Annotated in this window: 25 protein-coding genes; 13 read left to right on the top strand and 12 right to left on the bottom strand. The window is 66.4% G+C overall.

Annotated elements, in window-relative coordinates; translation table 11 throughout:
* Positions 1-2 precede the first annotated feature (2 nt).
* The 3 genes from GEV27_RS10565 to GEV27_RS10555 form a co-directional block, all read right to left on the bottom strand.
* The gene (locus GEV27_RS10565; protein ID WP_228765149.1) at positions 3-1169 is read right to left on the bottom strand and encodes an HNH endonuclease signature motif containing protein; all 1167 of its coding nucleotides are present in this window, start codon (positions 1167-1169) and stop codon (positions 3-5) included.
* Positions 1170-1808: 639 nt separating this feature from the next.
* Positions 1809-2288, bottom strand: coding sequence for a hypothetical protein (locus GEV27_RS10560; RefSeq protein WP_153934230.1), 480 nt, complete (start codon positions 2286-2288; stop codon positions 1809-1811).
* Between the two features lie 453 nt (positions 2289-2741).
* Positions 2742-4382, bottom strand: coding sequence for a DUF4041 domain-containing protein (locus GEV27_RS10555; RefSeq protein WP_153934229.1), 1641 nt, complete (start codon positions 4380-4382; stop codon positions 2742-2744).
* A 1657-nt stretch (positions 4383-6039) separates the two neighbouring features.
* Between GEV27_RS10555 and GEV27_RS10550 the strand changes: the two genes are divergently transcribed.
* Complete coding sequence (locus GEV27_RS10550; protein ID WP_153934228.1) at positions 6040-7038, top strand: ImmA/IrrE family metallo-endopeptidase; 999 nt, start codon at positions 6040-6042, stop codon at positions 7036-7038.
* Positions 7031-7714, top strand: coding sequence for a hypothetical protein (locus GEV27_RS10545; protein ID WP_153934227.1), 684 nt, complete (start codon positions 7031-7033; stop codon positions 7712-7714). The genes GEV27_RS10550 and GEV27_RS10545 overlap by 8 nt, the downstream gene beginning before the upstream one ends.
* Here GEV27_RS10545 and GEV27_RS10540 read toward each other — a convergent pair.
* The 7 genes from GEV27_RS10540 to GEV27_RS10510 all read right to left on the bottom strand — a co-directional run bounded on the left by GEV27_RS10540 (position 7704) and on the right by GEV27_RS10510 (position 13735).
* Complete coding sequence (locus tag GEV27_RS10540) at positions 7704-8252, bottom strand: hypothetical protein (protein WP_153934226.1); 549 nt, start codon at positions 8250-8252, stop codon at positions 7704-7706. The genes GEV27_RS10545 and GEV27_RS10540 overlap by 11 nt on opposite strands.
* Before the next feature lie 12 nt (positions 8253-8264).
* The gene (locus tag GEV27_RS10535; protein ID WP_309222171.1) at positions 8265-9080 is read right to left on the bottom strand and encodes a bis-aminopropyl spermidine synthase family protein; all 816 of its coding nucleotides are present in this window, start codon (positions 9078-9080) and stop codon (positions 8265-8267) included.
* Between the two features lie 144 nt (positions 9081-9224).
* Positions 9225-9794 (bottom strand): ATP-binding protein, encoded by a 570-nt coding sequence (locus tag GEV27_RS18315; protein ID WP_153934225.1) that lies wholly within the window; start codon positions 9792-9794, stop codon positions 9225-9227.
* Between the two features lie 555 nt (positions 9795-10349).
* Entirely contained in the window at positions 10350-11108 is a 759-nt protein-coding gene (locus tag GEV27_RS10525) for an inositol monophosphatase (protein ID WP_153934224.1), read from the bottom strand.
* A 5-nt stretch (positions 11109-11113) separates the two neighbouring features.
* Positions 11114-12013: a heme A synthase gene (locus GEV27_RS10520; RefSeq protein WP_153934223.1), complete on the bottom strand. Its 900-nt coding sequence runs from the start codon at positions 12011-12013 to the stop codon at positions 11114-11116.
* Between the two features lie 4 nt (positions 12014-12017).
* Positions 12018-12803 carry an ABC transporter permease gene (locus GEV27_RS10515; RefSeq protein WP_153934222.1) on the bottom strand — a complete coding sequence of 262 codons (786 nt, stop codon included), beginning with the start codon at positions 12801-12803 and terminating at the stop codon, positions 12018-12020.
* Positions 12800-13735 carry an ABC transporter ATP-binding protein gene (locus GEV27_RS10510; RefSeq protein WP_309222170.1) on the bottom strand — a complete coding sequence of 312 codons (936 nt, stop codon included), beginning with the start codon at positions 13733-13735 and terminating at the stop codon, positions 12800-12802. The genes GEV27_RS10515 and GEV27_RS10510 overlap by 4 nt, the downstream gene beginning before the upstream one ends.
* Before the next feature lie 137 nt (positions 13736-13872).
* Between GEV27_RS10510 and GEV27_RS10505 the strand changes: the two genes are divergently transcribed.
* Entirely contained in the window at positions 13873-14958 is a 1086-nt protein-coding gene (locus GEV27_RS10505) for an ATP-dependent DNA ligase (protein ID WP_153934221.1), read from the top strand.
* 25 nt (positions 14959-14983) lie between these two features.
* Here the strand turns inward: GEV27_RS10505 and GEV27_RS10500 are convergent, their stop codons facing one another.
* Together GEV27_RS10500 and GEV27_RS10495 are read right to left on the bottom strand one after the other, a co-directional pair.
* Entirely contained in the window at positions 14984-15763 is a 780-nt protein-coding gene (locus GEV27_RS10500) for a GTP pyrophosphokinase family protein (RefSeq protein WP_309222169.1), read from the bottom strand.
* Between the two features lie 68 nt (positions 15764-15831).
* Complete coding sequence (locus tag GEV27_RS10495; protein WP_153934220.1) at positions 15832-16875, bottom strand: DNA polymerase domain-containing protein; 1044 nt, start codon at positions 16873-16875, stop codon at positions 15832-15834.
* A 90-nt stretch (positions 16876-16965) separates the two neighbouring features.
* Here GEV27_RS10495 and GEV27_RS10490 point away from each other — a divergent pair, with 90 nt between their 5' ends.
* Genes GEV27_RS10490 through GEV27_RS10445 form a run of 10 tightly spaced genes read left to right on the top strand, consistent with a single transcriptional unit; the run spans position 16966 to position 25546 of the window.
* The gene (locus GEV27_RS10490) at positions 16966-17658 is read left to right on the top strand and encodes a type 1 glutamine amidotransferase domain-containing protein (RefSeq protein WP_309222168.1); all 693 of its coding nucleotides are present in this window, start codon (positions 16966-16968) and stop codon (positions 17656-17658) included.
* 35 nt (positions 17659-17693) lie between these two features.
* Complete coding sequence (locus GEV27_RS10485) at positions 17694-18950, top strand: DUF2786 domain-containing protein (protein ID WP_153934219.1); 1257 nt, start codon at positions 17694-17696, stop codon at positions 18948-18950.
* A gap of 57 nt (positions 18951-19007) precedes the next feature.
* A complete protein-coding gene (locus GEV27_RS10480) occupies positions 19008-19712 on the top strand; it encodes a metalloregulator ArsR/SmtB family transcription factor (protein WP_153934651.1) in 705 nt (234 codons plus the stop codon).
* Complete coding sequence (sufB, locus tag GEV27_RS10475) at positions 19709-21169, top strand: Fe-S cluster assembly protein SufB (protein WP_153934218.1); 1461 nt, start codon at positions 19709-19711, stop codon at positions 21167-21169. Before GEV27_RS10480 ends, sufB begins: the two co-directional genes overlap by 4 nt.
* Positions 21166-22344, top strand: a complete 1179-nt coding sequence (gene sufD, locus GEV27_RS10470) for a Fe-S cluster assembly protein SufD (RefSeq protein ID WP_153911359.1) — start codon at positions 21166-21168, stop codon at positions 22342-22344. The genes sufB and sufD overlap by 4 nt, the downstream gene beginning before the upstream one ends.
* Positions 22341-22661, top strand: coding sequence for a non-heme iron oxygenase ferredoxin subunit (locus tag GEV27_RS10465; RefSeq protein ID WP_153652589.1), 321 nt, complete (start codon positions 22341-22343; stop codon positions 22659-22661). The genes sufD and GEV27_RS10465 overlap by 4 nt, the downstream gene beginning before the upstream one ends.
* Positions 22662-22663: 2 nt before the next feature.
* Positions 22664-23440, top strand: coding sequence for a Fe-S cluster assembly ATPase SufC (gene sufC / locus GEV27_RS10460; protein WP_153652590.1), 777 nt, complete (start codon positions 22664-22666; stop codon positions 23438-23440).
* Complete coding sequence (locus tag GEV27_RS10455) at positions 23437-24693, top strand: cysteine desulfurase (RefSeq protein ID WP_153652591.1); 1257 nt, start codon at positions 23437-23439, stop codon at positions 24691-24693. Before sufC ends, GEV27_RS10455 begins: the two co-directional genes overlap by 4 nt.
* 32 nt (positions 24694-24725) lie before the next feature.
* Positions 24726-25187, top strand: a complete 462-nt coding sequence (gene sufU, locus GEV27_RS10450) for a Fe-S cluster assembly sulfur transfer protein SufU (RefSeq protein ID WP_153655016.1) — start codon at positions 24726-24728, stop codon at positions 25185-25187.
* Positions 25184-25546, top strand: a complete 363-nt coding sequence (locus GEV27_RS10445; RefSeq protein ID WP_153652592.1) for a metal-sulfur cluster assembly factor — start codon at positions 25184-25186, stop codon at positions 25544-25546. The genes sufU and GEV27_RS10445 overlap by 4 nt, the downstream gene beginning before the upstream one ends.
* Positions 25547-25550: the final 4 nt, after the last annotated feature.

Here is a 25550-nt window from a genome sequence, read left to right as displayed (position 1 = left end):
GCTCAGGCGGCGACGTACTCCATTGCGATGGGGGGTACGGGTAGGTAGAGCTCGATGACGATCGGCTCAGCGGGTGGCGGCTTCGGTGGACTGGTGGACCAGTTCAGGAGTCCGTGTCCCTTGAGATTGTGATGTCTTCGACACAGGGGTCCCATGTTGTCGCCGTTGGTGGGGCCAACTGGGTGCGGTATCCGGTGGTCGAGGTCGCACCGTTCTGACGGCACCCTGCACCCCGGCGCCTGACACACACCGTGGAGGAACCGAAGCGCCAGAGCGAGGGAGTCCGGTGCGAACCGGCCCACGTATTCGTGTGAAAGGACGTCGTCGGTGACGGGGTCGACCACGATCCGGTGCCAAAAGGTGCTGCCGGTGGCGATCACGTCTGCCAGCCAGGGTGCGGGAACGGCCCAGCCGCCGTCGGTGGACTCCGCGAACCCGGAAGCCGCACCAGCGAGGACGTCGGCTCCGACGGTCACGGCGATGTTCGCGTCGATCGCCGAGGCGGTGGCCTTGGAGCTGGCGCACCAGCCGACCAGCAGGTCGGCCTCACGCTGAGCGACGGTGCGGTCGTCGTCCGGATCGGCAGCCTTGCGGGCCTCTTTGCGGAGACGAGCCTCTATGGCGGCTGCTTGATGAGAAGGCAGGTAGGCGTTGAGCCAGGACATGGAGTCGTCCCCATGGGTTACCGACACGTGCCGGTTGGCGCGCTCGGCGTCGGCCCGTTCGGTGGCGAGGTCGGCCTCGACCCGCTGGACGAACCGGCGCAGCCATTGCTGCAGCTCGGCCCCGGTGTGCTCAGTGGCGTAGGCGATGACCCGATTGTCGAGCCGGGCGATCGACTCGGGACGGTGCAGCTTCTCGATCGTCGCGCTGATATCACGGACCCGGGAGAAGTCGATCAGCCCCTCGACGAACGCATCCCACACCTGCGGGGTCTTCTCCCGCGCGCGGTCAGCGATCGACAGCCGCAGCTGGATCTGTGACTCCGACATCCCGGTGGCCTCGCCGATCGTCAACGCGATCGCGGAGCGCTCGATCTTGCGTCGAAGCGGCGACTCGATCAGCGCGGTGCGAGCCATCTCCACGTCCCGGCAGCCCAGCATCGTCAGGATCGTGTATGCCTCGGCCCGGGCCTGCCACCGCACGGCGTCCGACAGCTGCTCTGTCATCGAAGCTGTCGTCGTGGCCATACCTCAAACCTAGAGGTCGCCACCGACACTCTCTTCTACGCGAGCGCAGGGCGTTTCGCCATTGGGGACCAACGTGTTCAGAGACCGCCGGCCGAGCGGCGAGGAATCAGTCGCGGCCCCCGATCTGGGGTCGTTCGTAGCACTTTCGGGGGAGAGAGACGCAACTCCGCGGAACCTCCGGTCAACGAGAAGACGATGCCGCGCGTTCACGCCGCCGGTCGTCCCATGCCGCGATCAAAGCAAAGACCACTAGCCACACCACCAACGCAAGGGCAGCGACGACGGCTGCGTGGAGAACCGACCAGTCGTCTGGCACGAGAATGGCCCACACGATCCAGGGAACCACCATGATCGTCCACAGGACTGGCCGTTCTCTGGGCTTGATCGGCCGGAATAATGCGCGCAGCACTGTTCGGACACTAGCAGCGTCGCGACGACATCGTCGGGCGATATGCGATCGCTTACGTACGCGCCCGAGTCGCGGGGAGTCGCTGCCGACCAGGCGGCCATCGCGCTTCTTCGACCCGCGCCACGGACACAGGCCTCGCCAGAGCGCGAGCGATTATTCGTCCCTGATTGAGCGCATCTGCCGCCGACGCGCCGTCCGGGGCGTCGACGTCAGGCCCCCGTTGAGGGAGTGGTGCAGATTGCAGTATCGGAGGCGGTTGTGTTGCCGTCGGCAGACGCCCGGTGGCTCCGAATGAGCCGAGCCAGCTCGCGCAGGGTCAACCAAAGCATCAACATCCAGGGAACGCCGATGACGATGGTTGCCCAGCGAACGATGCCGAGCGTCAAAGGCCCCAGGAATGCAGAAGACAAGACCAGCATGACTAGCGTGAACGAACCCAGCTGGCTCCAGTGGGCCAGACGAGATGGCATCGAGATCAGTCGGTGAAAGCTGTTGCCGATCGTGACCAGAGGAACGGCCAGGATCACGAGGTTCACCGATACCCATAGGACGCCGCTTTCCGGTTCTCGCTGGAGGCTGATCGCGGTTCCGTTGGCCAATAGCGCGAGCACGAGCGCAGCGACCGGGGTGAACGGGCTGGCCGGGGCCGAGGAGAGCAACGTGAACGTACGTTCGGCGCCCTGGCTCATGCCGCTGATTCTGCCGTACTCGGCGGCGGGGGGGCCCGATCATGACGTTGCGATCCTGGTTTGCGTTGGCCCGGCGGAACATTCCGGACCGCGGGCCGCATGTAGAACTGGGCCGCGCCCTCCGACGTACATTCCGCTGGATCCGGACTCTGGGCTTATGGGGCCAATCAGCCGCCTAGTATCCGCCGGTTCCGCACGCGATCTTTACGGCCTCGAATAGCGGGTGCTGGAGGCTGATCTGAATTGCCTCTCGCACATCGCGGGACACCAGTCAGCCTCAGTTACAACGAAAAAAAACGGTGGAGTGGCGGGCCTGTTGAAGCGTCTCAAATGTCGGCCTACGTGCGTAGGGGCGCTTCATGGAACTTGGATCGCAGTAATCGCAGCGCTATCAGCGATAGCCGCCGCACTAGCCACAGCCATGTCGGGTCGCTTCGTCTGGCAGCAGGTGGGTCACCCCAGCGCAGGCATCGCGGAAGCCTGGGACGGAACTGACTCCAGCCCGCCGGGCCAGCTGGTGCGGAACTCATCCGCGGCTGCCTCGACATCGAATTCCAGGACTTCAACATCGTGCGCCTTGAGCACGTCCAGCACCTGCTCGGGCTTCACCCGGAAGAACTCCCGCCGCAGGTTGACTTTGTTCACTCGTTCCTCCGCGAACGTCCGGTGCAGCATCGCCTCCACTCCTACCGCGTCGTCAGAGAAGAACAGCGCATGCACGTCGAATGTGAAGGGCACCGACGCGTCACCTAGTTCCTTGACCCGATCCATCGGCTCAAGGCGGCGAGTCATGCCGATCTTTACCGTTCCCTCACCCAGGGAACCGACGTTCGAGATCACGTAGACGTAGCCGGCGCGGATGTTAGCCGCCCTGTAGTCCACGTCCTCGATGGCCCGGTCCACGTCAGCCAACTTCTCCTGGAGCCTGGCCATGCCCTCGGTGTCGCCCTTGCTGGCCAGCGCGGCGATCGAGTTCAGATAGTGGTTCCGCTCCTTTTCCAGGCGATCCTTCTCGGCCTTCATTTCTGCTTCGACCCGCTTCTGCTCGCGGAGCTCCGCCTTGCGCTCTCGCTCCATCTCACGCTCCTCCGCTAGGCGTTGGAGGTGCGCTGCGGCGAGCTCCTGCTCCTTCAAGCGCAGCCCGTGGTAGCGGTCATCGATTTTCAGGTCGATCATTGATCCCTGTTTTGCGATCTGATCCTTGACCATTCCGAGACGCTTCTGGGCCGCTGCCAAGTTCCCGGCTTTTGTCGACTTGATCCCGTTCTCGGCCTCAGCGTTGTAGGCACGCAGCATGATCGTCGACATGTTTCGCACGAACTTCGCGCCCTGTGCTGTCGAGTTGTTGAAGGTGAACGCCGAGGTGGCCCTGACCGCAGACTTCGCCTTGACCATGGCTTTTATCTGGTCACGCAGGGCCTCCAACTGGCCCTGCAACTGTGCCGACGTCTGGGCCGGGTGCACGTAGCGGAACAGGCCCGCCTCCTCCAGTGTCGCCTGCTCGCCGGCATCGACGAGTCCTTGGCGGGCAACGCGCAACTGGCTGTCGAGTTCGGACAGCTGTCGTTGCAGTCCCGCAACACGTGAGGACAGGTCATCTGCGCGCCGCGCGCGCTCCGCGACGTCAGCAATTCCGTACTCGGCCAGGACCTGGTCCTGCTGCGCCAACCGGGATCGCAAGGCGCCCACCTCGTCGGCGAGCGCCTCGGCAACCTTCTTCGCATTGAAAGCTGTGATCTTCCGGTCGGCCGCCGGCACGTGACCAAACGCCGCGGGAGCGTGGCCAACGGCGGTGTTGACGCCTGTGGCGACGGCGTCCGCTGCCGGTGATCCCTGGTCGGATCTGGACGGCGCACCATGAGCGCCGCCACTTGCACCCTGATCTTCTTCGAGAACGTCCTCTTGCGCTGAATCATCGACGTGCTGCTCCAGCGAGGGTTCCGTTACTAGGGGAGCCTCATCCCCGGGCGTCTCTGACGCTTGGACTGCCGCGGGGTCATGCGTGTGCGATGTCCACGAGGTGCCGTCCCAGTAACGCAGGAGGCCAACCTCGCCTTCGTACGGACTGGGATACCAGTCAGCAGGCGCGGTCATGTGACTCCTTCGGGACGGCCGTACACCGCGGTCAGCCGCACTGTATCGGGACAGATTGTCCCGATCCTAAGCCTGATGGATGGTTCACCGTGGCGAACGGGTGCAGGAGGGTGGTCCTGGGTCAAAGGCGGGGGGGGGTTGACGCAGATGCGATCTGAGGACGCGATTGGCAATTAGGGTGTCCGGATGGCTGTCGTGACTCGTTGCTTGAGCGTCTTGGTTCTCGTCGCTCTGCTTGTCCGCGCCGTGGTGCTCCTCTCCGGGGACATCATCGGGCGCGATTGGTTCGGCGCTGCCTTCGGCTTGGCGTTCTTGGGTGGGCTTGTCTGGTTCGTGTGGCCGTTCCGGCCCACCTCTGAATAGGTGCGTTGCGAGTTGCAGGCTTGGCCACGCACTACGTCACCGAAGAACGACACGTCGTATCGAAATCAGGCCATCCTGCGAAGAAGGTCTTTCCCTCCCGGGTCTGACCACATCAACACATGGAGGCGCGGGAGCGACCACACATTGAGGGGTTCGAGCGCGGTGCGGATTGAGATCGCCAGTCGTGACAGCCCCTTCCGTCGCTCAGCGAACTACAACAAACGTTCGCGAGGCGCCGGCAAGATGACGACGGGGACGGCCCCTGCCGTCCTCCTCACCTTCACGAAGAGGGCACTCGGCATCGACGGCTGACGAATCTCGGTGGGGCGGTGTTGTATCAACCAGGAATAAGGGGCGCGCTCAGCGAACGACGATGGGCGGCCGCGTACACCCACGGAGCGAACCGTGGCCCATTTGTCTTGCAGACCCACACGCGATGGCCAAGCCTAGTGCGGGTCGGGCCAGCGGGTATCAGAAGGGAAGTGAGTTACACACGGACGACGCGTGTCGTTTGAACGCGAGCAACTTTCCCCAGGCGCTTTCGGGATCAGCATCGGCTCGCGCACGGACATCAGCAGGGACCTCAGATCGATCCGTCAGGACCACGAAGTACGGCGGGGCGAGCCGTGCCACAAACCTCACCGAGTAATTTCGACTGAGGTCCGATTCTCGTCGCTGGTATCGGACGACAGAAGTGACCTGCGACGTGCCGAGGGGCGATCCGGTGCGCAGATTCTGGAGTTCACCAAGTGCGAGGCTAGGGCCGCTTGCATCAGCTGCCACGGGGTGAGCGCTCGAACATACCAACGCGAAGTGGCGTTCACCCCTCGGCCCCGTACCAGATCTGCTCGTCACGACCGAGTGCTCCGGCACTTGATAGGTCATCCCGTCAAGGCCGATTCCAGCGTGCCAGATTGATAGGGCGGTCGGGTTCACATCGATGGCCGCAGGCTGACTACGCATCGGTGAGAAACACACCGTCGGCTCTCTAGTCCGAGCAAGCAGGTCAACGATGGACGGCCTCAGACTGTTGCCAATTCCCCAAAGGAAGGTTCCGCCGTTTGCGGCTCGCTCGTGTTCCTTGCGTTCAAGGATTCGTTCCGCAGGCTCACCCGCTTCAGAGCCGTACTTCGTCCAGCAGAATAGTTCCGGGAGCCCTGACACTGCAGTATCGTTACGCGACAATGAGGGCCGTCCTCACTAGCGGGCTCAACGTCTGCACGAAGCCACCGTAGCGGATGGCGCAACCCACTCGGTGTCGTATCGCGACCGCGAACGGAGCTCAATTCAGAACATGGTTCTTCCCGCCGACCAGCTGCGTATGAAGCTGCGTCAACTTGGACTGTCACAGGACGTCGTTAACGCGGCGTGGCCTAACTGGTGGTCCGATGAGGCAGCGTCCTCCCTGTCAGCAACGGCCGAACTGAGCTACACGGTTGCTCGGCGACTTGGGCTCTCACCATCATCGTTGATCGAAGACCAGCCGCGGTTTGTATGGCACGACGTCGCAAAGTTCAAGAACCTCGAGCAGACGCTGAGTGAGAACGACATTGCAGCCATTACCTCATTTGGTCAGGTGGTCGGGCGTGCCACGATAAAGGCGACCGTGGCTGAGCCAGTGCACGTGTCAAGCGCTGCCGAGCTCCGTCGAGCAATCCTGGCTGGCTCCGAGACAGTAAACCTCGCATCACTCGTGACCATGTGCTGGGCATTCGGGATTCCCGTCGCTCAGCTAAAGAAGTTTCCACTCTCGGCGAAGCGCATGCATGCCATGTCTGTATCGCACCAGGGAACGTTCGCCATCCTGCTTGGTCACGAGTCGACCTCGCCATCGAGGGTGGCCTTCACCCTTGCACACGAACTCGGACACATAGTCCTGAATCACTTGAACGACGGACCCGCTGTCATCGACATGGAAGGTCTCGATACAGAAGCCCTTGAGGACAGCGAAGAACAGGCCGCGAACGAGTTCGCGCTGACTCTGCTTACTGGGCAGCCGGATTTCGAAGTGTTCGGCGTGCCCAGCGCGAGCCCCCGCGAGCTGGCAAGGGAAGCGGGGCGACTCGGCGATGAGCTGCGGATCGACCCGGGCGCCGTGGTCCTGGGGTACGGCCGGTCCTCGGGGTCCTGGGATGTTGTTGCGCTCGCGCTACGGGCATTGGGACAGGGCCGCACTCAGGTCTCGACCGAGTTGAATGCACTGGCGGAAAGTCAACTCGACTGGGAACGACTCTCCCAAGAGTCGAGCCAGTATCTCCGTCTGATACTCGGATTGGAGAACGATCGTGCTTGAAATTGTCATTGACAACGATGTCCTTCTGAAAACGGCGCGCTATGGGGTCGTCGACGCCTTGGACCACATTGACTGTGCAGACGGCTGCCCGCACGAGTCCGGGATTCTAGGAGCGGCGCGATTCGTTGTTGGTAAGAGGCTGGATCGTCTGGCAAGACGGGGCGATATCGGTGACCATCGAGTTTCGGCTTGGCGCGAGGCTCTTCCTAGGTTCATCGAAGTCGAGCCCACCGACGATGAACTGAGGTTGTCCGCCGAGATGGAAGAGAACGCTATCGCGCGCGGACTCGAACTTGATGGCGGGGAAAGCCAACTCGTCGCAATAGCGATCATGCGAGGGGAAGCGATCGTCTTAACTGGCGACAAGCGAGCCGTTGTGGCCGTCGAGCAACTGATGAGTGATGTTCACGAACTTGCCTCAATTGCGGGGCGCGTGGCGTCTTTCGAGCAGGCAGTGCGGCAGTTGGCCACCAGCCTTGACGTCCTTGAATTGCGAGCTTCGGTCTGCGCGGACCGCGCCGCCGATACCGCGGTTTACGTTTGCTTCAAATGCACGGACCCGACGATCGACTCTACTTTTGAGCCTAAGAGTTTGGAGAGTTACATCCGTGACCAGAGAGCATCCGCTCCGATTGTCATGTTTCCGGGAGACACGCTGACTCTTGCTAGTCCCTGACGAGGACCGCGTACGGCGCGCGAAGCCGTGCTGCAAGTTCGATCTTCACAGGGCGGCTGGCGTCCATCCGTGGTGCTCCCACCTCGAAGCACGCCTTGTCCACTCGATGCCCGATGTAATCGATCCCGCTGCGGCCCTTACTAGGACCTACGGCAACACGTGTAGTACCGAGATCGAGTTCGGTCTCGACCTGCTCGAGCGTGTCAATGCACAACGCCATTCGTGAGCCGAGCACATCGATCCCTGGCGGGATAGTCTCCCAGTCGACTCCGTTGGGCGAATACTCCGACGCGCGAACCGGCGTCGCGCTGTGCTTCGACTTCATCGGCTGCATCGCCAAGTAGATCGGGCCGCTCCCGCCCGCGACGAAAGGTTGAACCATGCTGTAGGGGTGGCACGTATTGCCGCCGTAGCCCCACATGGCCCAGCCCTCCGCCTCGATCTCCCGCTGTTTACGCTCGATTATGTCCTCTAAAGTCTCTTGGGCGTGGACTCCGACCTTCATGTAAAGAAGGCGATCACCAGTTTCAAATTGCATGCCTAGACCCTCTCAAAATCTGTCAAAGCGATAGTCGGAGGATGACGCGTGGCTGGGATCGCGCAGCTTGGTGTCGCGAACGTAGCGGACCTCAGGACTGAGTCCGCTCCCATAGAAGTGATCAAGGTCAACGGGATCGACGGCCGTGCTAGTGCTGGCAGGAGTTCCGTTAGAAAGCGGCGAAAAAATGAGGTTGCACGACCTCAACAAGGGGGCGTCGTCAAGGTGGTAGGAGTGTAGTTGCGGCATCATGCGACTCACGTAGTAGTTAGCCGCTAGTCCATAAGATTGGCAACTTTGTAGCACCTCTTTAGTCCACTCCAGCTCCGCGTCATCACCGATGACGATGACGCCGTCGCCCCGGTAGTTGGTGAGCTCAAACCCACGACGCATGAATAGGTGAACGCTGGATCCTTGGTTACTCGCACCCCAAGGCGGGTTTGTATAGAAGTAGTCAAAGGTTTCGACCGGAGGCAATGGGTCGAGGCAATTGTAGAGCTGAGCGCTCAGCCAAGGAATCTCATGCGCTTCTGCAAAGCGATTCACCGAGTTCACCATGCGCTCGTCGAAGTCGAATACAACAATCTCGGAAGGCGTGGTCTCCAGGATCCCTTGTGAATGCATGTGCGCGACGCAAACGCTGATTGCATCCCCGTCACCGACGAAGGCCAGACGCTTGGAGTCGGCCCAACGGGATACGAATTCGCTCTGCATGACCATGTCGCCTGTTTTCATATAAATCTGGTCGAATTCGCGGAGCGGCGGGGGACGGTTTTGAACTACATCCGAGACTGCATTGATTGCAGCCCGCAGATCGATGTCGCTCACGATCTTCTCCGATCAGTCACCCTTATCGCGCCGCGACTGCTGAGGTTGGCTGCCCTCGCGAAGGTTAGCGCCCTTCGATCGTAGGTGACAGGAGGTCATGATGTTGCGATTTCAGTAGACCCCTCGTCGCGAGGCGCGCTCTTCCTAACTGCTGCGAAGACCACAAGCACCGATCGTGAGCCGAAGGACCTCTTCAGGTGTGTCAGTTGCGTCTATGAAGTGCACAGGAACACCTGCAGTGTGGCTGTATGTCAGCGCTAGTGAGGCCTGCAGATCCATGTGGGTCGAAAGATGGAATGGTGTTCCTTCTCGCCTACCAGCTCTGTCGACGTCGTGACGTCGCCCAACGGTGGCTGGGTCGGCGAATAGACAGACGACAGTCGTGAGACCGAGAGATCTTAGGGTGGCGACGTCATATGGAATTGCACGAAACCCATACCTCTCGCGAGTCAGGGCATGAGAGTCGATTACCACGACAGACCGAACACTCTGGGCCACTCGTTCAGCCATGGCACGGTCTATGTCTTGCACAGAACTAGGCGTGATCACCTGGGCCGACTGCCGCCTTAGATCCGCCTGGTCGATGACCTTGTGAGTCTTGGTTAGGAGGCTTCCGTAACTAATTACCTCAGCTCCGGCTAGGCGCTCCAATCCTCCGGCCAGCGTGGTCTTGCCAATGCCAGGAGGTCCTGTGAGATAGATGACGGTCTTCATTCGCTCACGCTAAGGCCTGCTGCACGCTGCAGGCGGAACTCCGTCGAATTCCCAAATGGATATTAACGGTCCGGGCAGTCCAAAGCGCCCTGACCAGACGCGGCAATCCGGGCGGTGGGCACCTGCGTCTAAGTGGGCGGAAAGCCGCACCCTGCGGGACACGCCCATTCTGAGTGAATGCCTGCGTATTGCTGCGCATTTCGAGGTCGATGGGCCCCGGAGGAGCCAACGTCGAGCGGGAGCGACATCCTGCGATTTCCGGCGCCGTCTCGACGTGCGGCAAGCACTGTGAATCTGACCAGTGTCGGCGATGTGGTTGGCGTTCGCCGCGTTGTTCCTGAGCAATAGTCGAGTCGTGACCATGTTCGCCATCGCCGAAGGGTGTTCGTGTCGGCGCGTCTCAGATCCGCCCGACAGCGCCGACGCCCAGACCTTCGCGAGTTCGCAGAGCACGAGAGCACGACGGCGGGGGCAGGCCGAGGACAGGTGGAAAGTTGATCGGGAGGCGGTGGGGAGGCAGACCAGTGGTGGTCGGCCGAGGAGCCCAGGAGGGCCTCAGGCCCGGCGGAGAACGTCGAGCAGCTCTGCGACCGCCTGCGGGTTGCCGGCCACGTGCCAGCGGTGGCCGCGGTGCTCAACGACCTCGGCGCGTCCGCCGGCAGCGCGGACGAGCGCCTGTCCCGGGAGCCAGTCCCAGTCGGGGCACGAGTGCTGGGCCCAAACGCCGACGCGTCCGCCCGCGACACCGGCCAGGTCGCACGAACCGGAGCCGAGGACGCGGGGTGTCGCGGAGGCCTGCACCAGTGCGAGCCACACCTCGCGGACGTCGGGGTCGGCCAGCGTGGACGGGTGGACGTACGTCGCGAGGCTGCACTCGGACAGCGGCCGGTCGGCCAGCGGTGCGACGGGCACGCCGTCGAGGGTCGTTGGGTGGTCGCGTCCTCCGAGCCACGTCTCGCCAGTGACGGGCTGGTGCACCGCCCCCAGCACCGTGCCGTCGGCGTCCTCGAGGGCGAGGGCGCTGCACCAGTAGGCCAGCCCCGAGAAGAAGTTGTAGGTGCCATCGACCGGATCGATGACCCAGCGGCGCCCGGACGTCCCGTCGTGCTGGGCACCCTCCTCGCCAAGCAGCCCGTCGGCGGGGCGCAGACGCTCCAGGGTCGAGGTGACGAGATCCTCCGCCGCGCGGTCGGCCGCGGTCACGACGTCGCTCACCGAGGTCTTCTGCTCCGCGGAGAGGCCGTCGGCGCGCATCAGGGCGGCCAGTGCGCCGGCCTCGCTCACGAGAGCGGTCGCAAGCTCGAGATCGTCCATCGCGGTCAGACCCGCGAGGTGTCGCGGCTCGGCTCGGCGATGCGCCGGGGTGCGTGGTCGGGTGTCAGCAACAGCGCGGTCGCCGCCGCCATGAGCACCGCGGCGCCGATCAGGTGGGCTGCGACGAGCGTGATGGGCAGGTCGTTGAAGTACTGCACGAAGCCGATGAGGCCCTGGGCCAGCTCGACACCCAGCAGCACGATGGCCGCCGTGCGTACCCGCCCGGACTCCTTCCAGATCACCAGGAGCGTCAGGGCGACCAGGAGGTACACGCCCCAGGCGTGGACGTGGCTCATGAGGCGCGGGTCGAGCAGGTTGCGCGGGGACTCGTCGTCGCCGGCGTGCGGACCGCTGCCCGTGACGACCGTGCCGAGATAGACCACGACCCAGGAGACGACGTAGGTCAGCACGATGATCGGGCGACGGGTGCCGACGCGGCCCTCGCCGCGGACCCGGAAGAGCAGCAGGATCGAGGCGGAGACGAGCACCATCGAGAGCAGCAGGTGCAGCGACACGATCCACGGGTTGAGGTCGGTCAGCACCGTGATGCCGCCGATGACGCCCTGGAAGGGCACGCCGAGGGCGATGAGTGCGGCGAGCTGGCGCATGCGACGGTTCGTACCGGACCAGCGCCACACCGCCACGAACGTGGCGACCACGACGGCGATGAGGACGTACGTGAGCAACCGGTTGCCGAACTCGATGAGGCCGTGCATGCCGAGCTCACGGTGGGGGACGAACGACTCGTCGGTGCACTTGGGCCACGTCGGGCAGCCGAGGCCCGAACCGGTCAGTCGGACCAGGCCACCGGTCAAGATGATGATGCTGTTGGCCACCACGGTGGCCCACGCCCATCGCTCGACGATCGTGCGGTCAGGGTCGCGCAGACCCAGAGTCGGTGCCATCAGCTCACTCCCACTTGAACGTTCTCGAGACCATGAGGCTTGCGCACACGGTCCATATCAAAAGTACGACCACCGAGAAAGCGGTCGGGCCGTTGCCGGCGAAGGTGTCGCGCAGTCCCTGGCCGAGCGCGCCGGACGGCAGCAGCTCCAGCACGTGCCGGGCCGGCTCGGGATAGCGGCTCAGCGGCACGATCAGCCCGCCGCCCACGAGCAGCAGGACGTACACGAGGTTGGCGACCGCCAGGGTCGCCTCGGCCCGCAGCGTGCCCGCGATGAGCAGGCCGAGCGAGCCGAACGCTGCGGTGCCCAGCACGATCAGGCCCACCATCTCGACCAGGGCCTTGACCCCGCCGTGCGGCTCCCAGCCCAGCGCGAAGCCCACGCCGGACAGCACCGACAGCTGGACGACCTCGACGATCACGACGGCGCCGATCTTGCCGAACAGCAGCCCCCACCGGGGCAGGGGAGAGGCGCCGAGCCGCTTGATGATGCCGTAACGACGCTCGAAGCCGGTCGCGATCGCAAGCGACGTGAACGAGGTGGACAGGACGGCGAGCGCGAGGATGCCGGGCGTGATGATGTCGATCGTCCGGCCGGGGCCGAGATCGACGACCCCGCTGGCCTTCGCGCCCAGCACGAGCAGCACGAGCGGGATGACCATGGTCAGCAGCACCTGCTCGGCGTTGCGCCCCTGGAGGCGCAGCTCCATCATCGTCTGCGCCCGCAGCATCGCAGCGCGGGGAGCCGCGCCGGGGCGGGGGCTGAGATCGAGCGTGGACGGGCTGCTCATCGCAGGGCCTTCCCGGTGAGCTCGAGGAATCTGTCCTCGAGGGTCTGGCGCTCGACGAGCAGTGACTGGGTGAGGATCCCGTGGGACGCGCACCAGGCCGTGAGGGTCGCGAGCAGCGCGGGGTCGACCTCGCCCACGATGACGTACGAACCGGCCGAGATCTCGTCGACCTTGGTGTCGTGGGGGAGGGCGAGCATGAGGCTCTCGAGGTCGAGACCGGGCCGCGCGGTGAAGCGCACGGTGTTCTTGGCACCCGAGGCGGCCAGCGCAGCGGGGGTGCCCGACGCGATGACCTGTCCCGCGTCGACGATGTGGATGAGATCGGACAGCGCCTCGGCCTCGTCCATGAAGTGGGTCGTCAGGACGGTGGTGACGCCGCTCGAGCGCAATTCGGAGATGAGCTCCCACGTCGAGCGACGGGCGGCGGGGTCGAGCCCGGCGGTCGGCTCGTCCAGGAACAACAGCTCGGGACGACCGACGATCGCCATGGCCAGGCTGAGGCGCTGCTGCTGACCGCCGGAGAGCCGGCGGTAGGGCGTCGTGCCGTAGGAGCCCATGCCGAGGCGTTCGATGAGGAGGTCGACGTCGAGCGGGTGCGCGTGCAGCGACGCCATGTGGCGCAGCATCTCGTGCGACCGGGCGCCGGACCACGCGCCACCGGACTGCAGCATCACGCCGACCCGGGGGCGCAGGAGGTGCGCCTGGGCGATTGGGTCGAGGCCGAGGACGCGGACCGTGCCGCTGTGGGGGGACCGGAATCCCTCGCACGTCTCGATCGTGGTGGTCTTGCCGGCGCCGTTGGGGCCGAGGATTGCGGTGACCGTGCCGGGCGCGACCGTGAGGCTGAGGCCGTTGACCGCGGTGACCGATCCGTAGCACATCACGAGGTCGACGACTTCGACGGCGGGGGTCTCACTAGCCGACTCTGACACCCCCACAGTGTAGGTGTCGCGTCTGCGACGCTCGTCGCTGCGCTCCTCTGGCCACCTCGCCGCTCGTCGCTGCGCTCCTCTGTCCACCTCGACGCTCGTCGCTGCGCTCCTCTGTCTCGGTGCTTAGGCTGTGCTGCATGGATCTCCCCGTCATGCCGCCGGTCCGTCCGATGCTCGCCAAGTCGGTCAAGGGTGTGCCGGCCGCGGACTCGGTCGACGGTGGCCTGTCGTACGAGCCCAAGTGGGACGGGTTCCGCTGCCTGGTCTTCCGCGACGGGGACGAGGTCGCACTGGCGAGCCGCTCCACCAAGGAGCTGACCCGCTACTTCCCCGACGTCGTCGAGGCGATCCTGCGCGAGACGCCCGATCGTTGCGTGCTCGACGGCGAGATCTTCCTGGCGATCGACGGCCGGCTGGACTTCGACGCGCTGTCCCAGCGGATCCACCCGGCGGCGTCCCGGGTCGAGATGCTCGCGAAGGAGACGCCGGCTTCGTTCGTCGCGTTCGACCTGCTGGCGCTCGGGGACGAGTCGTTGATGGACGCGCCGTTCTCGGAGCGGCGGGCGCGGCTCGAGGAGGCGCTCGCGCCGGCGTCCGCGCCGGTCCACGTGACCCGGACGACGACGGATGCGGCGGTGGCGCAGGAGTGGTTCGGCATCTTCGAGGGCGCCGGGCTCGACGGCGTGGTGGCCAAGCCGCTCGCCAAGGCGTACGCGCCGAACGGCCGGCAGATGCTGAAGATCAAGCACGCCCGCACCGCCGACGTGGTCGTCGCGGGCTATCGCCTGCACAAGACGTCCACCGCCGAGCGGCCGCTGCTGGGATCGATGCTGCTCGGCCTCTACGCCGCCGACGGCCAGCTGCAGCACGTCGGCGTCGCGGCGTCGTTCACCGAGGCTCGCCGCGCCGAGCTCGTCGAGGAGCTCGCCCCGCTCGTGGTGGACAGCTCCGACCACCCGTGGGGCGCGTGGCAGGACCCGGACGCGCAGGCGTCCTCGCGGCTCCCGGGCGGGCAGAGCCGCTGGTCCGGCACCAAGGACCTGTCGTTCGTGACCCTGCGGCCCGACCTGGTCGCCGAGGTCGGCTACGAGCACATGGAGGGCGACCGCTTCCGCCACACGGCTCAGTTCAAGCGCTGGCGCCCCGACCGCGAGCCGACCAGCTGCACGTACGACCAGCTCGAGGAGGTCGCGAAGTACGACCTCGGTGCCGTCCTCACCTGACGCCGGGGGCTCCGGCCCGGTCCGGTCAGGAGTCGAGGTTGCGGAGGCGCTCGACGAAGGCCTCGTCGGGGACGACGTCCGAGCCCTGCTGCAGCTCGCGGCGCAGCTCGAGGGGCAGCGCCCCGGCCGTCTTGACCTCGGTGTGGAGCCGCTCCATCGTCACGTCGAGCTCGGTCGCGGTGTCGGCGGCCTGCTTGAGCCCGTCGAGCAGCGACTGGGGGACGTCCTCGCGGTACTTGTAGTGGATCTTGTGCTCGAGGCTGGCCCAGAAGTCCATCGCGATGGTCCGCATCTGCACCTCGACCAGCACCGGCACCTCACCGTTGCTCATGAACACCGGCACCTCGATGAGGGCGTGCAGGCTGCGATAGCCGTTCGGCTTCGGAGTGGTGATGTAGTCGCGGATGTCGACCACGTTGACGTCCGACTGGCTCGTGAGCAGCTCGAACACGTGATAGACGTCCGAGACGAAGCTGCACGTGACCCGGACTCCGGCGATGTCGGTGATCTTCTCGGTGATCGAGTCGAAGGTCGGCTCGCACCCCTTGCGGCCCATCTTCTCCAGCATGCTGTCGGGGTTCTTGAGCCGCGACGAGATGTTCTCGATGGGGTTGGCGTCGTGCAGGTGGGCGAACTCGTCCCGCAGGATCGAGAGCTTGGTGACGATCTCCTCCATGCCGAACTTGTAGCGCATCATGAACCTGGTGAAGTCCTGACGCAGCTGCTCGGAGTCCTCGTCCGTGAAGTCGTCCCCCGGACGATCGAGCAGGCGGCCGAGATCGATCCGCGAGGGCGTGATGTCCACGAGAGCCACTTTAGACAAACGTCCCGAAATCGCTCCGTGTGGCCCACGTCTCACGCCGAGCGCGCGGGCTACGCCTTCTTGGCCTTGCTCGGCTGCACCCGCTTCGGCTCGCCCGGCATCTTCGGGTACTCCGGGGGATAGGGCATCTCGACCGGGTCGGCGGCCCAGAGCTCCAGGAGCGGCTCGAGCGAGTGGTGGACGTCGTCGATCTCGGCCCACGCGTCGCCGTCGGCCGCGAGCTTGTCCGGGACGGTGTGCAGCGTGAACGCCTGCGGGCCGTCGAGGGCCGCGAGCTCGTCCCAGGTCACCGGCATGGAGACCGTCGCACCCGGGGCGGGCCGCAGGCTGTACGCGGAGGCGATCGTGCGGTCGCGGCAGTTCTGGTTGAAGTCCACGAAGATGTTGTCGCCGCGTTCCTCCTTCCACCACGCGGTCGTCACGCCGTCCGTGCGGCGCCCGAGCTCGCGGGCGAACGCGATCGCGGCATGGCGTACGTCGGTGAACGTCCAGGACGGGGCGACGCGCGCGTAGATGTGGACGCCGCGCTTGCCGCTGGTCTTGGCGAATGCGCGGATGCCCAGCTCGGCGAACAGGTCGCGGGCGACCGCGGCGACTCGCACGGCGTCCGCGAACGTCGCGGCGCCGAACGGATCGAGATCGATGCGCAGCTCGTCGGGCCGGTCGTTGTCGATGCGGCGGGTCGGCCACGGGTGGAACGTGATCGCCCCCATGTGCGCCGCCCAGGCCGCGACCGCGATCTCCGTCATGCACATCTCGTCCGCGGGACGGCCGGACGGGAACAGCACCTGCGTGCTCTCGACGTACGAAGGAGCGCCGCGCATCATCCGCTTCTGGTAGAACGCGTCGCCGTGGCTGTCCGCCCGGGTCGACATGACCATGCCCTCGCGCACGCCCTTGGGCCAACGCTCCAGTGCGACCGGCCGGTCCCGCAGGGCGCGCATCAGGCCGTCGGCGACCGCGACGTAGTACTCGGCGACCATGACCTTCGTGACCTCGGGCGAGACGTCGGTCGCCTCGAAGATCACCCGGGTCGGGCTCGACACCCGGACCGACCGTCCACCCGCCTCGATCTCGACCGCGTCGCTCGCCATGGGACGACTGTAGGGCGCGACGTGACGTTCGGCATGGGTCGGACGTGGCGCAAGGGGGTACGAAAGAGGTCCCCGAACAAGGAGTTGGCAGTGAAGGTCCTCATCGTTCTCACCTCGCACGACAAGCTCGGCGACACCGGCAACAAGACCGGCTTCTGGCTCGAGGAGCTTGCCGCCCCCTATTACGAGCTCACGAAGGCCGGCATCGAGGTGACGCTCGCGTCCCCGGAGGGCGGTCAGCCGCCGCTGGACCCCAAGAGCAACGAGCCCGACGCCCAGACCGACGACACCCGGCGGTTCGAGGCGGACCCCGACGCAAAGGCGGCCCTGGCCTCGACCGTGCGGCTCGACAGCGTCGACCCGACGGCGTTCGACGCGGTCTTCTACGCCGGCGGTCACGGCCCGCTGTGGGACCTCGCGGGCGACCCGGCCTCGAAGGCGATCATCGAGGGCGCCATCGCCGCGGACAAGCCGGTCGCGCTGGTGTGCCACGCGCCCGGTGTGCTGCGCGACGTCACGACGCCGTCCGGAGCCCCGCTGGTCGAGGGCAAGGACGTCACCGGGTTCACCAACACCGAGGAGGAGGGTGTCGGTCTGACCGACGTCGTCCCCTTCCTCGTCGAGGACATGCTCAAGGAGAAGGGCGCCCACTACTCCAAGGGTGACGACTGGGGGCCGTACGTCGTGCGCGACGGCCTGCTCATCACCGGGCAGAACCCCGCGTCGTCCGCGCCGGCCGCGGCCGCGCTGATCGAGCTGCTGCAGGGCACCACGAAGCCGTAGACCGCGGTGTCGGCGCCCGTTGCAAGGATGGGCGCATGGGAAGCAGCAGCAGGCAGCGCCGTGACGCCCGGCGACGAGTCGTGGGGCGGTCGACGGCTCCGGACGACGTCGAGGCGCTGATCGACGTCGCGTGCCGGTTCGCCGTCGCCGCCCCGTCCGCCGCGAGGCCCCGGATCGCGGTGCTCAACGAGCTGTCGGCGACGGCGACGGATCGCGCGGACGACCCGGCCGCCCTGGTCGTCGACGACGTGCTCGCGCGCATCGCGGGGGCCTGGGAGCACGGCTGGCAGCCGGCCGACCTGGTGCACGTCGTCCACCGGCGCGGCTCCAAGGGGGCCGCCCGGTGGGTGACCCGCGCAGTCCTCGTCGAGGCACGTCGCTGTCCGACCCGCGAGGCCGCTCCGCCGGCGTGGACGGACCAGCTCCGTACGCTCGAGCAACGCGCGGGCAGCCGGCACGAGCCGGCCGACCTGCTGCCGAGCGGCGGCGGTGCGAGCGTGGAGCAGTGGCTCGACGCTCTGGTCACGCTCGACCTGCTGCGCGTGCTGCCCACCTCGCAGCTGCTCATGCCCCCGCCGTCGCGCTGGAGCAGGAGCAGCCCCGCGGCGTCCGCCTCGCCCCGGCCCACCGAGCAGCGCACCAAGATGCTGTCGAAGGTCCGCTCGCTGCTGGCCAAGGCGGAGTCGACCGAGTTCGCGGCCGAGGCCGAGGCGTTCACGGCCAAGGCGCAGGACCTGATGACCCGCCACTCGATCGACGAGGCGCTGCTCGCGGCCGACGTGGGGGAGTCCTTCGACGTCGGCGGCGTGCGGGTGCTGATCGACCAGCCCTACGCGCTGGAGAAGGCGACGCTGCTCCACGTCGTGGCCGAGGCCAACCGGGTCCGCGCGGTCTGGAACGACTTCTCGGCGTGCGTGACACTGATCGGCCTGTCGGCCGACGTCGAGCAGGTCGACCTGCTGTTCACCTCCCTGCTCGTGCAGGCGACCCGGTCGATGACCCAGGTCCACGTGTCGGGCGCGGCCTTCCGCCGCGCGTTCCTGCACGCGTTCGCGGTCCGCATCGGCGAGCGCCTCACCACGGCCACGCACGAGGCGGAGGCGAGCTACGGCCAGGCGCTCGTGCCGGTCCTGGAGCGCCAGGCCGAGGCCGTCTCCGCGCACGTCGACCGGCTGTTCCCACACCTGACGACCGGATCGCGCCGCCGCCAGCTCGACGCCCGGGGCTGGGACGCCGGCACCCGCGCGGCCGACGCCGCGGTGCTGCCGGCCGGTGCGGTGGAGTCCCACTAAGGCTGTCCTTCGTTGAACCGGCGGAATCAATAACGGCACACTGGTGTTGTGAAATACATGCAGCCAGTGGAGAAGGTGTCGGTCGACGACGCTCCCACTCGTACGCGTGTCACCAAGAGCATCATGGAGAACGGCCCGTCCACCGCCGCCGATCTGGCGCTGCGGCTGCATCTCACCCCGGCAGCGGTCCGCCGCCACCTCGACCAGCTGCTCGCCGACGGGATCGTCGAGGCTCGTGACCAGCGGGTGATCGGCCAGCGCGGCCGCGGCCGCCCGGCCAAGGTCTTCGCGCTCACCGACGCGGGCCGCTCGACGTTCGACAGCTCGTACGACGAGCTCGCGGTCGAGGCTCTGCGCTTCCTGGCCAAGACCGGAGGGGACGACGCCGTCATGGCCTTCGCCCGTCACCGGCTCAGCGACCTGGAGGACCGTTACCGTCCGCTGCTGCAGCTCGCCGACCCGGCCCAGCGACCGCAGGTGCTGGCCGATGCATTGAGCCGCGACGGCTTCGCGGCGTCCATCGGCACCACCCCGGCCGGCTCCCAGATGTGCCAGCACCACTGCCCGGTCGCCCACGTGGCGGTCGAGTTCCCCCAGATGTGCGAGGCCGAGAGCGAGATGTTCGCGCGTCTCCTCGGCACCCACGTGCAGCGGCTCGCAACGATCGCCCACGGCGACGGCGTCTGCACGACCCACCTGCCACACATCCCAGACAGCCCAGACACCCCCAGCTCCACCGCAGCAGAGAGGTTGCCCTCATGACGACCACGTCAGAGACCACTGCACCATCCAACGGCGTACCCAACGCGATCGAGGAGGCCAACCCCGGCCTCAAGGACGTGGGGCGATACGAGTTCGGCTGGTCCGACACCGACGTCGCCGGCGCCAACGTCCGGCGCGGCCTCAGCGAGGACGTCGTCCGCAACATCTCGGCGCTCAAGAGCGAGCCCCAGTGGATGCTGGACCTGCGCCTGAAGGGTCTCAAGCTCTTCGGCCGCAAGCCCATGCCGACGTGGGGCTCCGACCTCAGCGGCATCGATTTCGACAACATCAAGTACTTCGTCCGGTCGACCGAGAAGCAGGCCGCGACGTGGGACGACCTGCCTGAGGACATCAAGAACACGTACGACCGTCTGGGCATCCCCGAGGCCGAGAAGCAGCGCCTCGTCTCCGGTGTCGCCGCGCAGTACGAGTCCGAGGTCGTCTACCACTCGATCCGTGAGGACCTCGAGGCCCAGGGCGTCCTGTTCCTCGACACCGACACCGCGCTCAAGGAGCACCCCGAGCTCTTCCAGGAGTACTTCGCGACCGTCATCCCGGTCGGCGACAACAAGTTCTCCGCGCTCAACTCGGCCGTCTGGTCGGGCGGCTCGTTCATCTACGTGCCCAAGGGCGTCCACGTGGACATCCCGCTGCAGGCCTACTTCCGGATCAACACCGAGAACATGGGCCAGTTCGAGCGCACGCTGATCATCGCCGACGAGGACTCGTACGTGCACTACGTCGAGGGCTGCACCGCGCCGATCTACTCCAGCGACTCGCTGCACTCCGCGGTCGTCGAGATCATCGTCAAGAAGGGCGCCCGCGTCCGCTACACGACGATCCAGAACTGGTCGAACAACGTCTACAACCTGGTCACCAAGCGTGCCGTCTGCGAAGAGGGCGCGACCATGGAGTGGGTCGACGGCAACATCGGCTCCAAGGTCACCATGAAGTACCCCGCGGTCTACCTCATGGGCGAGCACGCCCGTGGCGAGACGCTGTCCATCGCCTTCGCGGGCGAGGGCCAGCACCAGGACGCCGGCGCCAAGATGGTGCACGCGGCCCCCAACACGTCGAGCTCGATCCTCAGCAAGTCCGTCGCGCGCGGCGGTGGACGTACGTCGTACCGCGGCCTGCTGCAGGTGCTCGAGGGTGCCGAGGGCTCGGCCAGCACGGTCAAGTGCGATGCGCTGCTGGTCGACCAGATCAGCCGCTCGGACACCTACCCGTACGTCGACGTCCGCGAGGACGACGTGACCCTCGGCCACGAGGCGACCGTCTCCAAGCTCAGCGACGACCAGCTCTTCTACTTCATGTCACGCGGCATGGAGGAGGACGAGGCGATGGCCATGATCGTCCGCGGCTTCGTCGAGCCGATCGCTCGCGAGCTGCCCATGGAGTACGCGCTCGAGCTGAACCGTCTAATTGAACTCCAGATGGAAGGGGCAGTCGGTTGAGCACTAGCACCTCATCTCTGGCAGAAGCCCTGGAGCTCGCTCCAGTTGAATCACATCTTCACCCCGAGGGGTCGTTCGACCTGGCCGACCACGAGGTGCCCACGGGCCGCGAGGAGATCTGGCGGTTCACGCCGCTCAAGCGCCTCCGCGACCTGCACAAGGACGCCCCGCTCGACGGTGACGACTTCCGTGTCGAGGTCGACGCCGCTCCCGGCGTGACCGCCGTGTCCGTCCCCGTCGCGGAGTCCGCGCGCGGTCTGTCCGGCTACGTGCCGGTCGACCGGGTGTCGGCCCGCGCCTGGGCCGCAGCATCGTCGGTCTTCGAGGTCACGATCCCGGCCGAGGCCGAGATCGAGCAGGCGACGACGCTGCTGCTGCACGGCGGCGGCGTCGAGAAGGCCGCGGCCGGGCACCTGCTCGTCCGCGCCGGCCGGTTCAGCCGCGCGGTCGTCATCGTCGACTACGTCGGGTCGGCCACGTGGGCCGAGAACATCGAGATCGTCCTCGAGGACGGCGCCGAGCTGACCTTCGTGACGGTGCAGGACTGGAACGACGACAGCGTCCACGTCGTCACCCAGCACGCCCGTGTCGGTCGCGACGCGACGTTCAAGCACGTCGCGGTGTCGCTGGGCGGCGACGTGCTGCGCGCCAGCACCTCGGCCGACTACGTCGGCACCGGCGGCAGCGTCGAGCTGTTGGGCGTCTACTTCGCCGACGCCGGCCAGCACATCGAGCACCGTCTCTTCGCCGACCACACGGCCCCCAAGACCAAGAGCGACGTGCTCTACAAGGGTGCGCTGCAGGGTCAGGACGCCCACACGGTGTGGATCGGCAACGTGCTGATCCGCAAGGAGGCCGAGGGGATCGAGACGTTCGAACAGAACGACAACCTCGTGCTGACCGACGGCGCCAAGGCCGACTCGGTGCCCAACCTGGAGATCGAGACCGGCGAGATCGAGGGCGCGGGTCACGCGTCAACGACCGGCCGCTTCGACGACCAGCACCTGTTCTACCTGCAGAGCCGCGGCATCCCCGCGGAGGAAGCCCGTCGCCTCGTCGTCCACGGCTTCTTCAACGACATCATCCGCCGCATCGGCGTGCCCGAGCTGCAGGAGCGGCTCACCGCGTCGATCGAGGACGAGCTCGCCGAGCACGTGGGACGGCTCGACGGATGAGCTTCGTCGAGGCCGCCAAGCTCGCGGACGTCCCTGACGGGGGAGCGCTCGCCGTCGAGGTCGAGGGCACCGAGGTCGCCCTCGTGCGTGACGGCGACGACGTCTACGCGGTCCGGGACGAGTGCTCGCACGCGTCGATCCCGCTGTCCGAGGGCGATGTCGAGGGTTGCGAGATCGAGTGCTGGCTGCACGGCTCGCGCTTCGACGTCCGCACCGGCAAGCCGCTGAACTACCCGGCCACCGAGGCCGTCCCGACCTATTCCACCCAGATCGAGGGAGACACCGTGATGGTCGATCTCTCCACCCCCAGGAGCTGAACATGGCAACACTCGAGATCAAGGACCTGCACGTCTCGGTCAACACCGAGGAAGGCGCGAAGGAGATCCTCCGCGGCGTCGACCTGACGATCAAGAGCGGCGAGGTCCACGCCATCATGGGCCCCAACGGCTCGGGCAAGTCGACCCTCGCGTACTCGATCGCCGGTCACCCCAAGTACACGATCACCCAGGGCAGCGTGACCCTCGACGGCGTCGACATCTTGTCGATGACGGTCGACGAGCGCGCCCGCGCGGGCCTGTTCCTCGCGATGCAGTACCCCGTCGAGGTCCCCGGCGTCTCGGTCGCCAACTTCCTGCGCACCGCCAAGACCGCGATCGACGGTCAGGCGCCCAAGCTCCGCACGTGGGTCAAGGACGTCAACGAGGCGCTCGAGCGGGTCACCCTCGACAAGGAGTTCGCTCAGCGCAGCGTCAACGAGGGCTTCTCCGGCGGCGAGAAGAAGCGCCACGAGATCGCCCAGCTCGAGCTGCTCAACCCCAAGTTCGCGGTGCTGGACGAGACGGACTCCGGACTGGACATCGACGCGCTGCGCGTCGTCTCCGAGGGAGTCAACCGGTTCAGCGCGCAGGGCGACCGTGGCGTGCTGCTGATCACGCACTACACGCGCATCCTGCGCTACATCAAGCCCGACTACGTGCACGTGTTCGTCGCGGGCCGGGTCGCCGACCAGGGCGGACCCGAGCTGGCCGACGAGCTCGAGGCCAACGGCTACGACAAGTACGTCAAGGCTGCTGCCGAGGCTGTGACGCCGGCGTGACCGTCGTCGAGGGCACGACCGCGTACGACGTCGCGAGCCTCAGGGGTGACTTCCCGATCCTGGGCCGTCGCCTGGCCGGCGACCTCCCGCTGGTCTACCTCGACAGCGCGAACACGTCGCAGAAGCCGCGACAGGTCATCGACGCGATCGCCGACCACTACCAGCACCACAACGCCAACGTCGCTCGTGCGATGCACCAGCTCGGTGCCGAGGCGAGCGAGGCGTTCGAGCTGGGCCGCACCAAGGTCGCGAGCTTCATCGGCGCACCGAGCCGCGAAGAGGTCATCTTCACCAAGAACGCCTCCGAGGCGCTCAACCTCGTGGCGCGGGTGCTGGGCGACGCGGGGCGGGTCGGTGAGGGCGATGAGGTCGTCATCACCGAGATGGAGCACCACTCCAACATCGTGCCGTGGCAGCAGCTGACCCAGCGCACGGGCGCGAGCCTGCGCTGGTTCGGCGTCACCGACGAGGGTCGGCTCGACCTGGACGACATCGACGGGCTCATCACCGAGCGCACCAAGATCGTCTCGCTGACCTGGGTCTCCAACATGCTCGGCACGATCAACCCGCTCGACACGATCATCGCGAAGGCCCACGCGGTCGGAGCGCTGGTGGTCGTGGACGCGTCGCAGGCCGTGCCGCAGATCCCGGTCGACGTCGCAGCGCTCGGCGCCGACTTCGTGGCCTTCACGGGTCACAAGCTGGTCGGGCCGACCGGCATCGGCGTCCTGTGGGGCCGCTACGACCTGCTCGCCGAGCTGCCGCCGTTCCTCGGTGGCGGCGAGATGATCGAGACCGTCACGATGGGGGAGTCCACGTACGCCCCGCCGCCGGCACGGTTCGAGGCCGGCACGCCGCCGATCGCGCAGTCGGTCGGTCTCGGTGCAGCGGTCGACTACCTCAGCGCGATCGGCATGGAGAACATCGCCGCCCACGAGCAGGCCATCACGGCGTACGCGCTGGAGGCCATGCAGGAGATCGAGGGCCTCACGGTCATCGGCCCCAAGGAGCCGGTCATGCGCGGGGGAGCGATCAGCTTCACCCTCGAGGGCGTGCACCCGCACGACGTCTCGCAGCTGCTCGACTCGCGCGGCGTCGCCGTCCGGGCCGGTCACCACTGCGCCAAGCCCGCTCACCTGCGGTTCGGTGTGCAGTCGACGACGCGTGCGTCGTTCTACCTCTACACGACCGAGCTGGAAATTGATGCGCTCGTCGAGGCGTTGCACCACACCAAGAAGTACTTCGGAGCCTGAGAGGAGGTCTCGTGAACGTCGCAGCATCGAACATGGACGCGCTCTACCAGGAGATCATCCTGGACCACTACAAGCACCCGCACGGGGCTGGACTTCGCGAGCCCTACGAGGCTGAGGTCCACCACGTCAACCCGACCTGCGGCGACGAGGTCACGCTGCGCGTGCACCTCGACGGCGAGACCGTCTCCGACGTCTCGTACGCCGCGCAGGGCTGCTCGATCAGCCAGGCGTCGGTGTCGGTGCTCAACGACCTCGTCCTCGGCAAGTCCGTCGACCAGGGCATGGCCGTGCTCGACAGCTTCACCGAGCTCATGCAGGGCAAGGGCAAGGTCGAGCCCGACGAGGACGTCCTCGAGGACGGCATCGCCTTCGCAGGCGTCGCCCAGTTCCCGGCCCGCGTCAAGTGCGCGCTGCTGGGCTGGATGGCCTGGAAGGACGCCGTCTCGCAGGCCCTCGTCACCAACGTTTCGTCAACCACGGGAGATCCCGCATGACCACCGATCACAGTGACCTGCCCGAGGTGTCGACGGCTCCCGCCGGCGCCACCACGACCGAGGACGTCCTCGAGGCGATGAAGGACGTCGTCGACCCCGAGCTCGGCATCAACGTCGTCGACCTCGGTCTCGTCTACGGCGCCGAGGTCGACGAGCACAGCAACACGGTGCTGTCGATGACGCTGACGTCCGCGGCCTGCCCGCTGACCGACGTCATCGAGGACCAGACCCGCGCGGCGCTCGACGGCATCGTCAACGACTTCCGGATCGAGTGGGTCTGGATGCCGCCGTGGGGCCCCGACAAGATCACCGACGACGGCCGCGAGATGCTGCGCGCCCTCGGCTTCAACATCGGCTGACGCG

Source organism: Aeromicrobium sp. S22 (genome assembly GCF_009661045.1).
In the GTDB taxonomy this organism is placed as follows: domain Bacteria; phylum Actinomycetota; class Actinomycetes; order Propionibacteriales; family Nocardioidaceae; genus Aeromicrobium; species Aeromicrobium yanjiei.
Note: the sequence above shows the minus strand (reverse complement) of the source record. Positions and strands in the feature narration are given on the sequence as shown.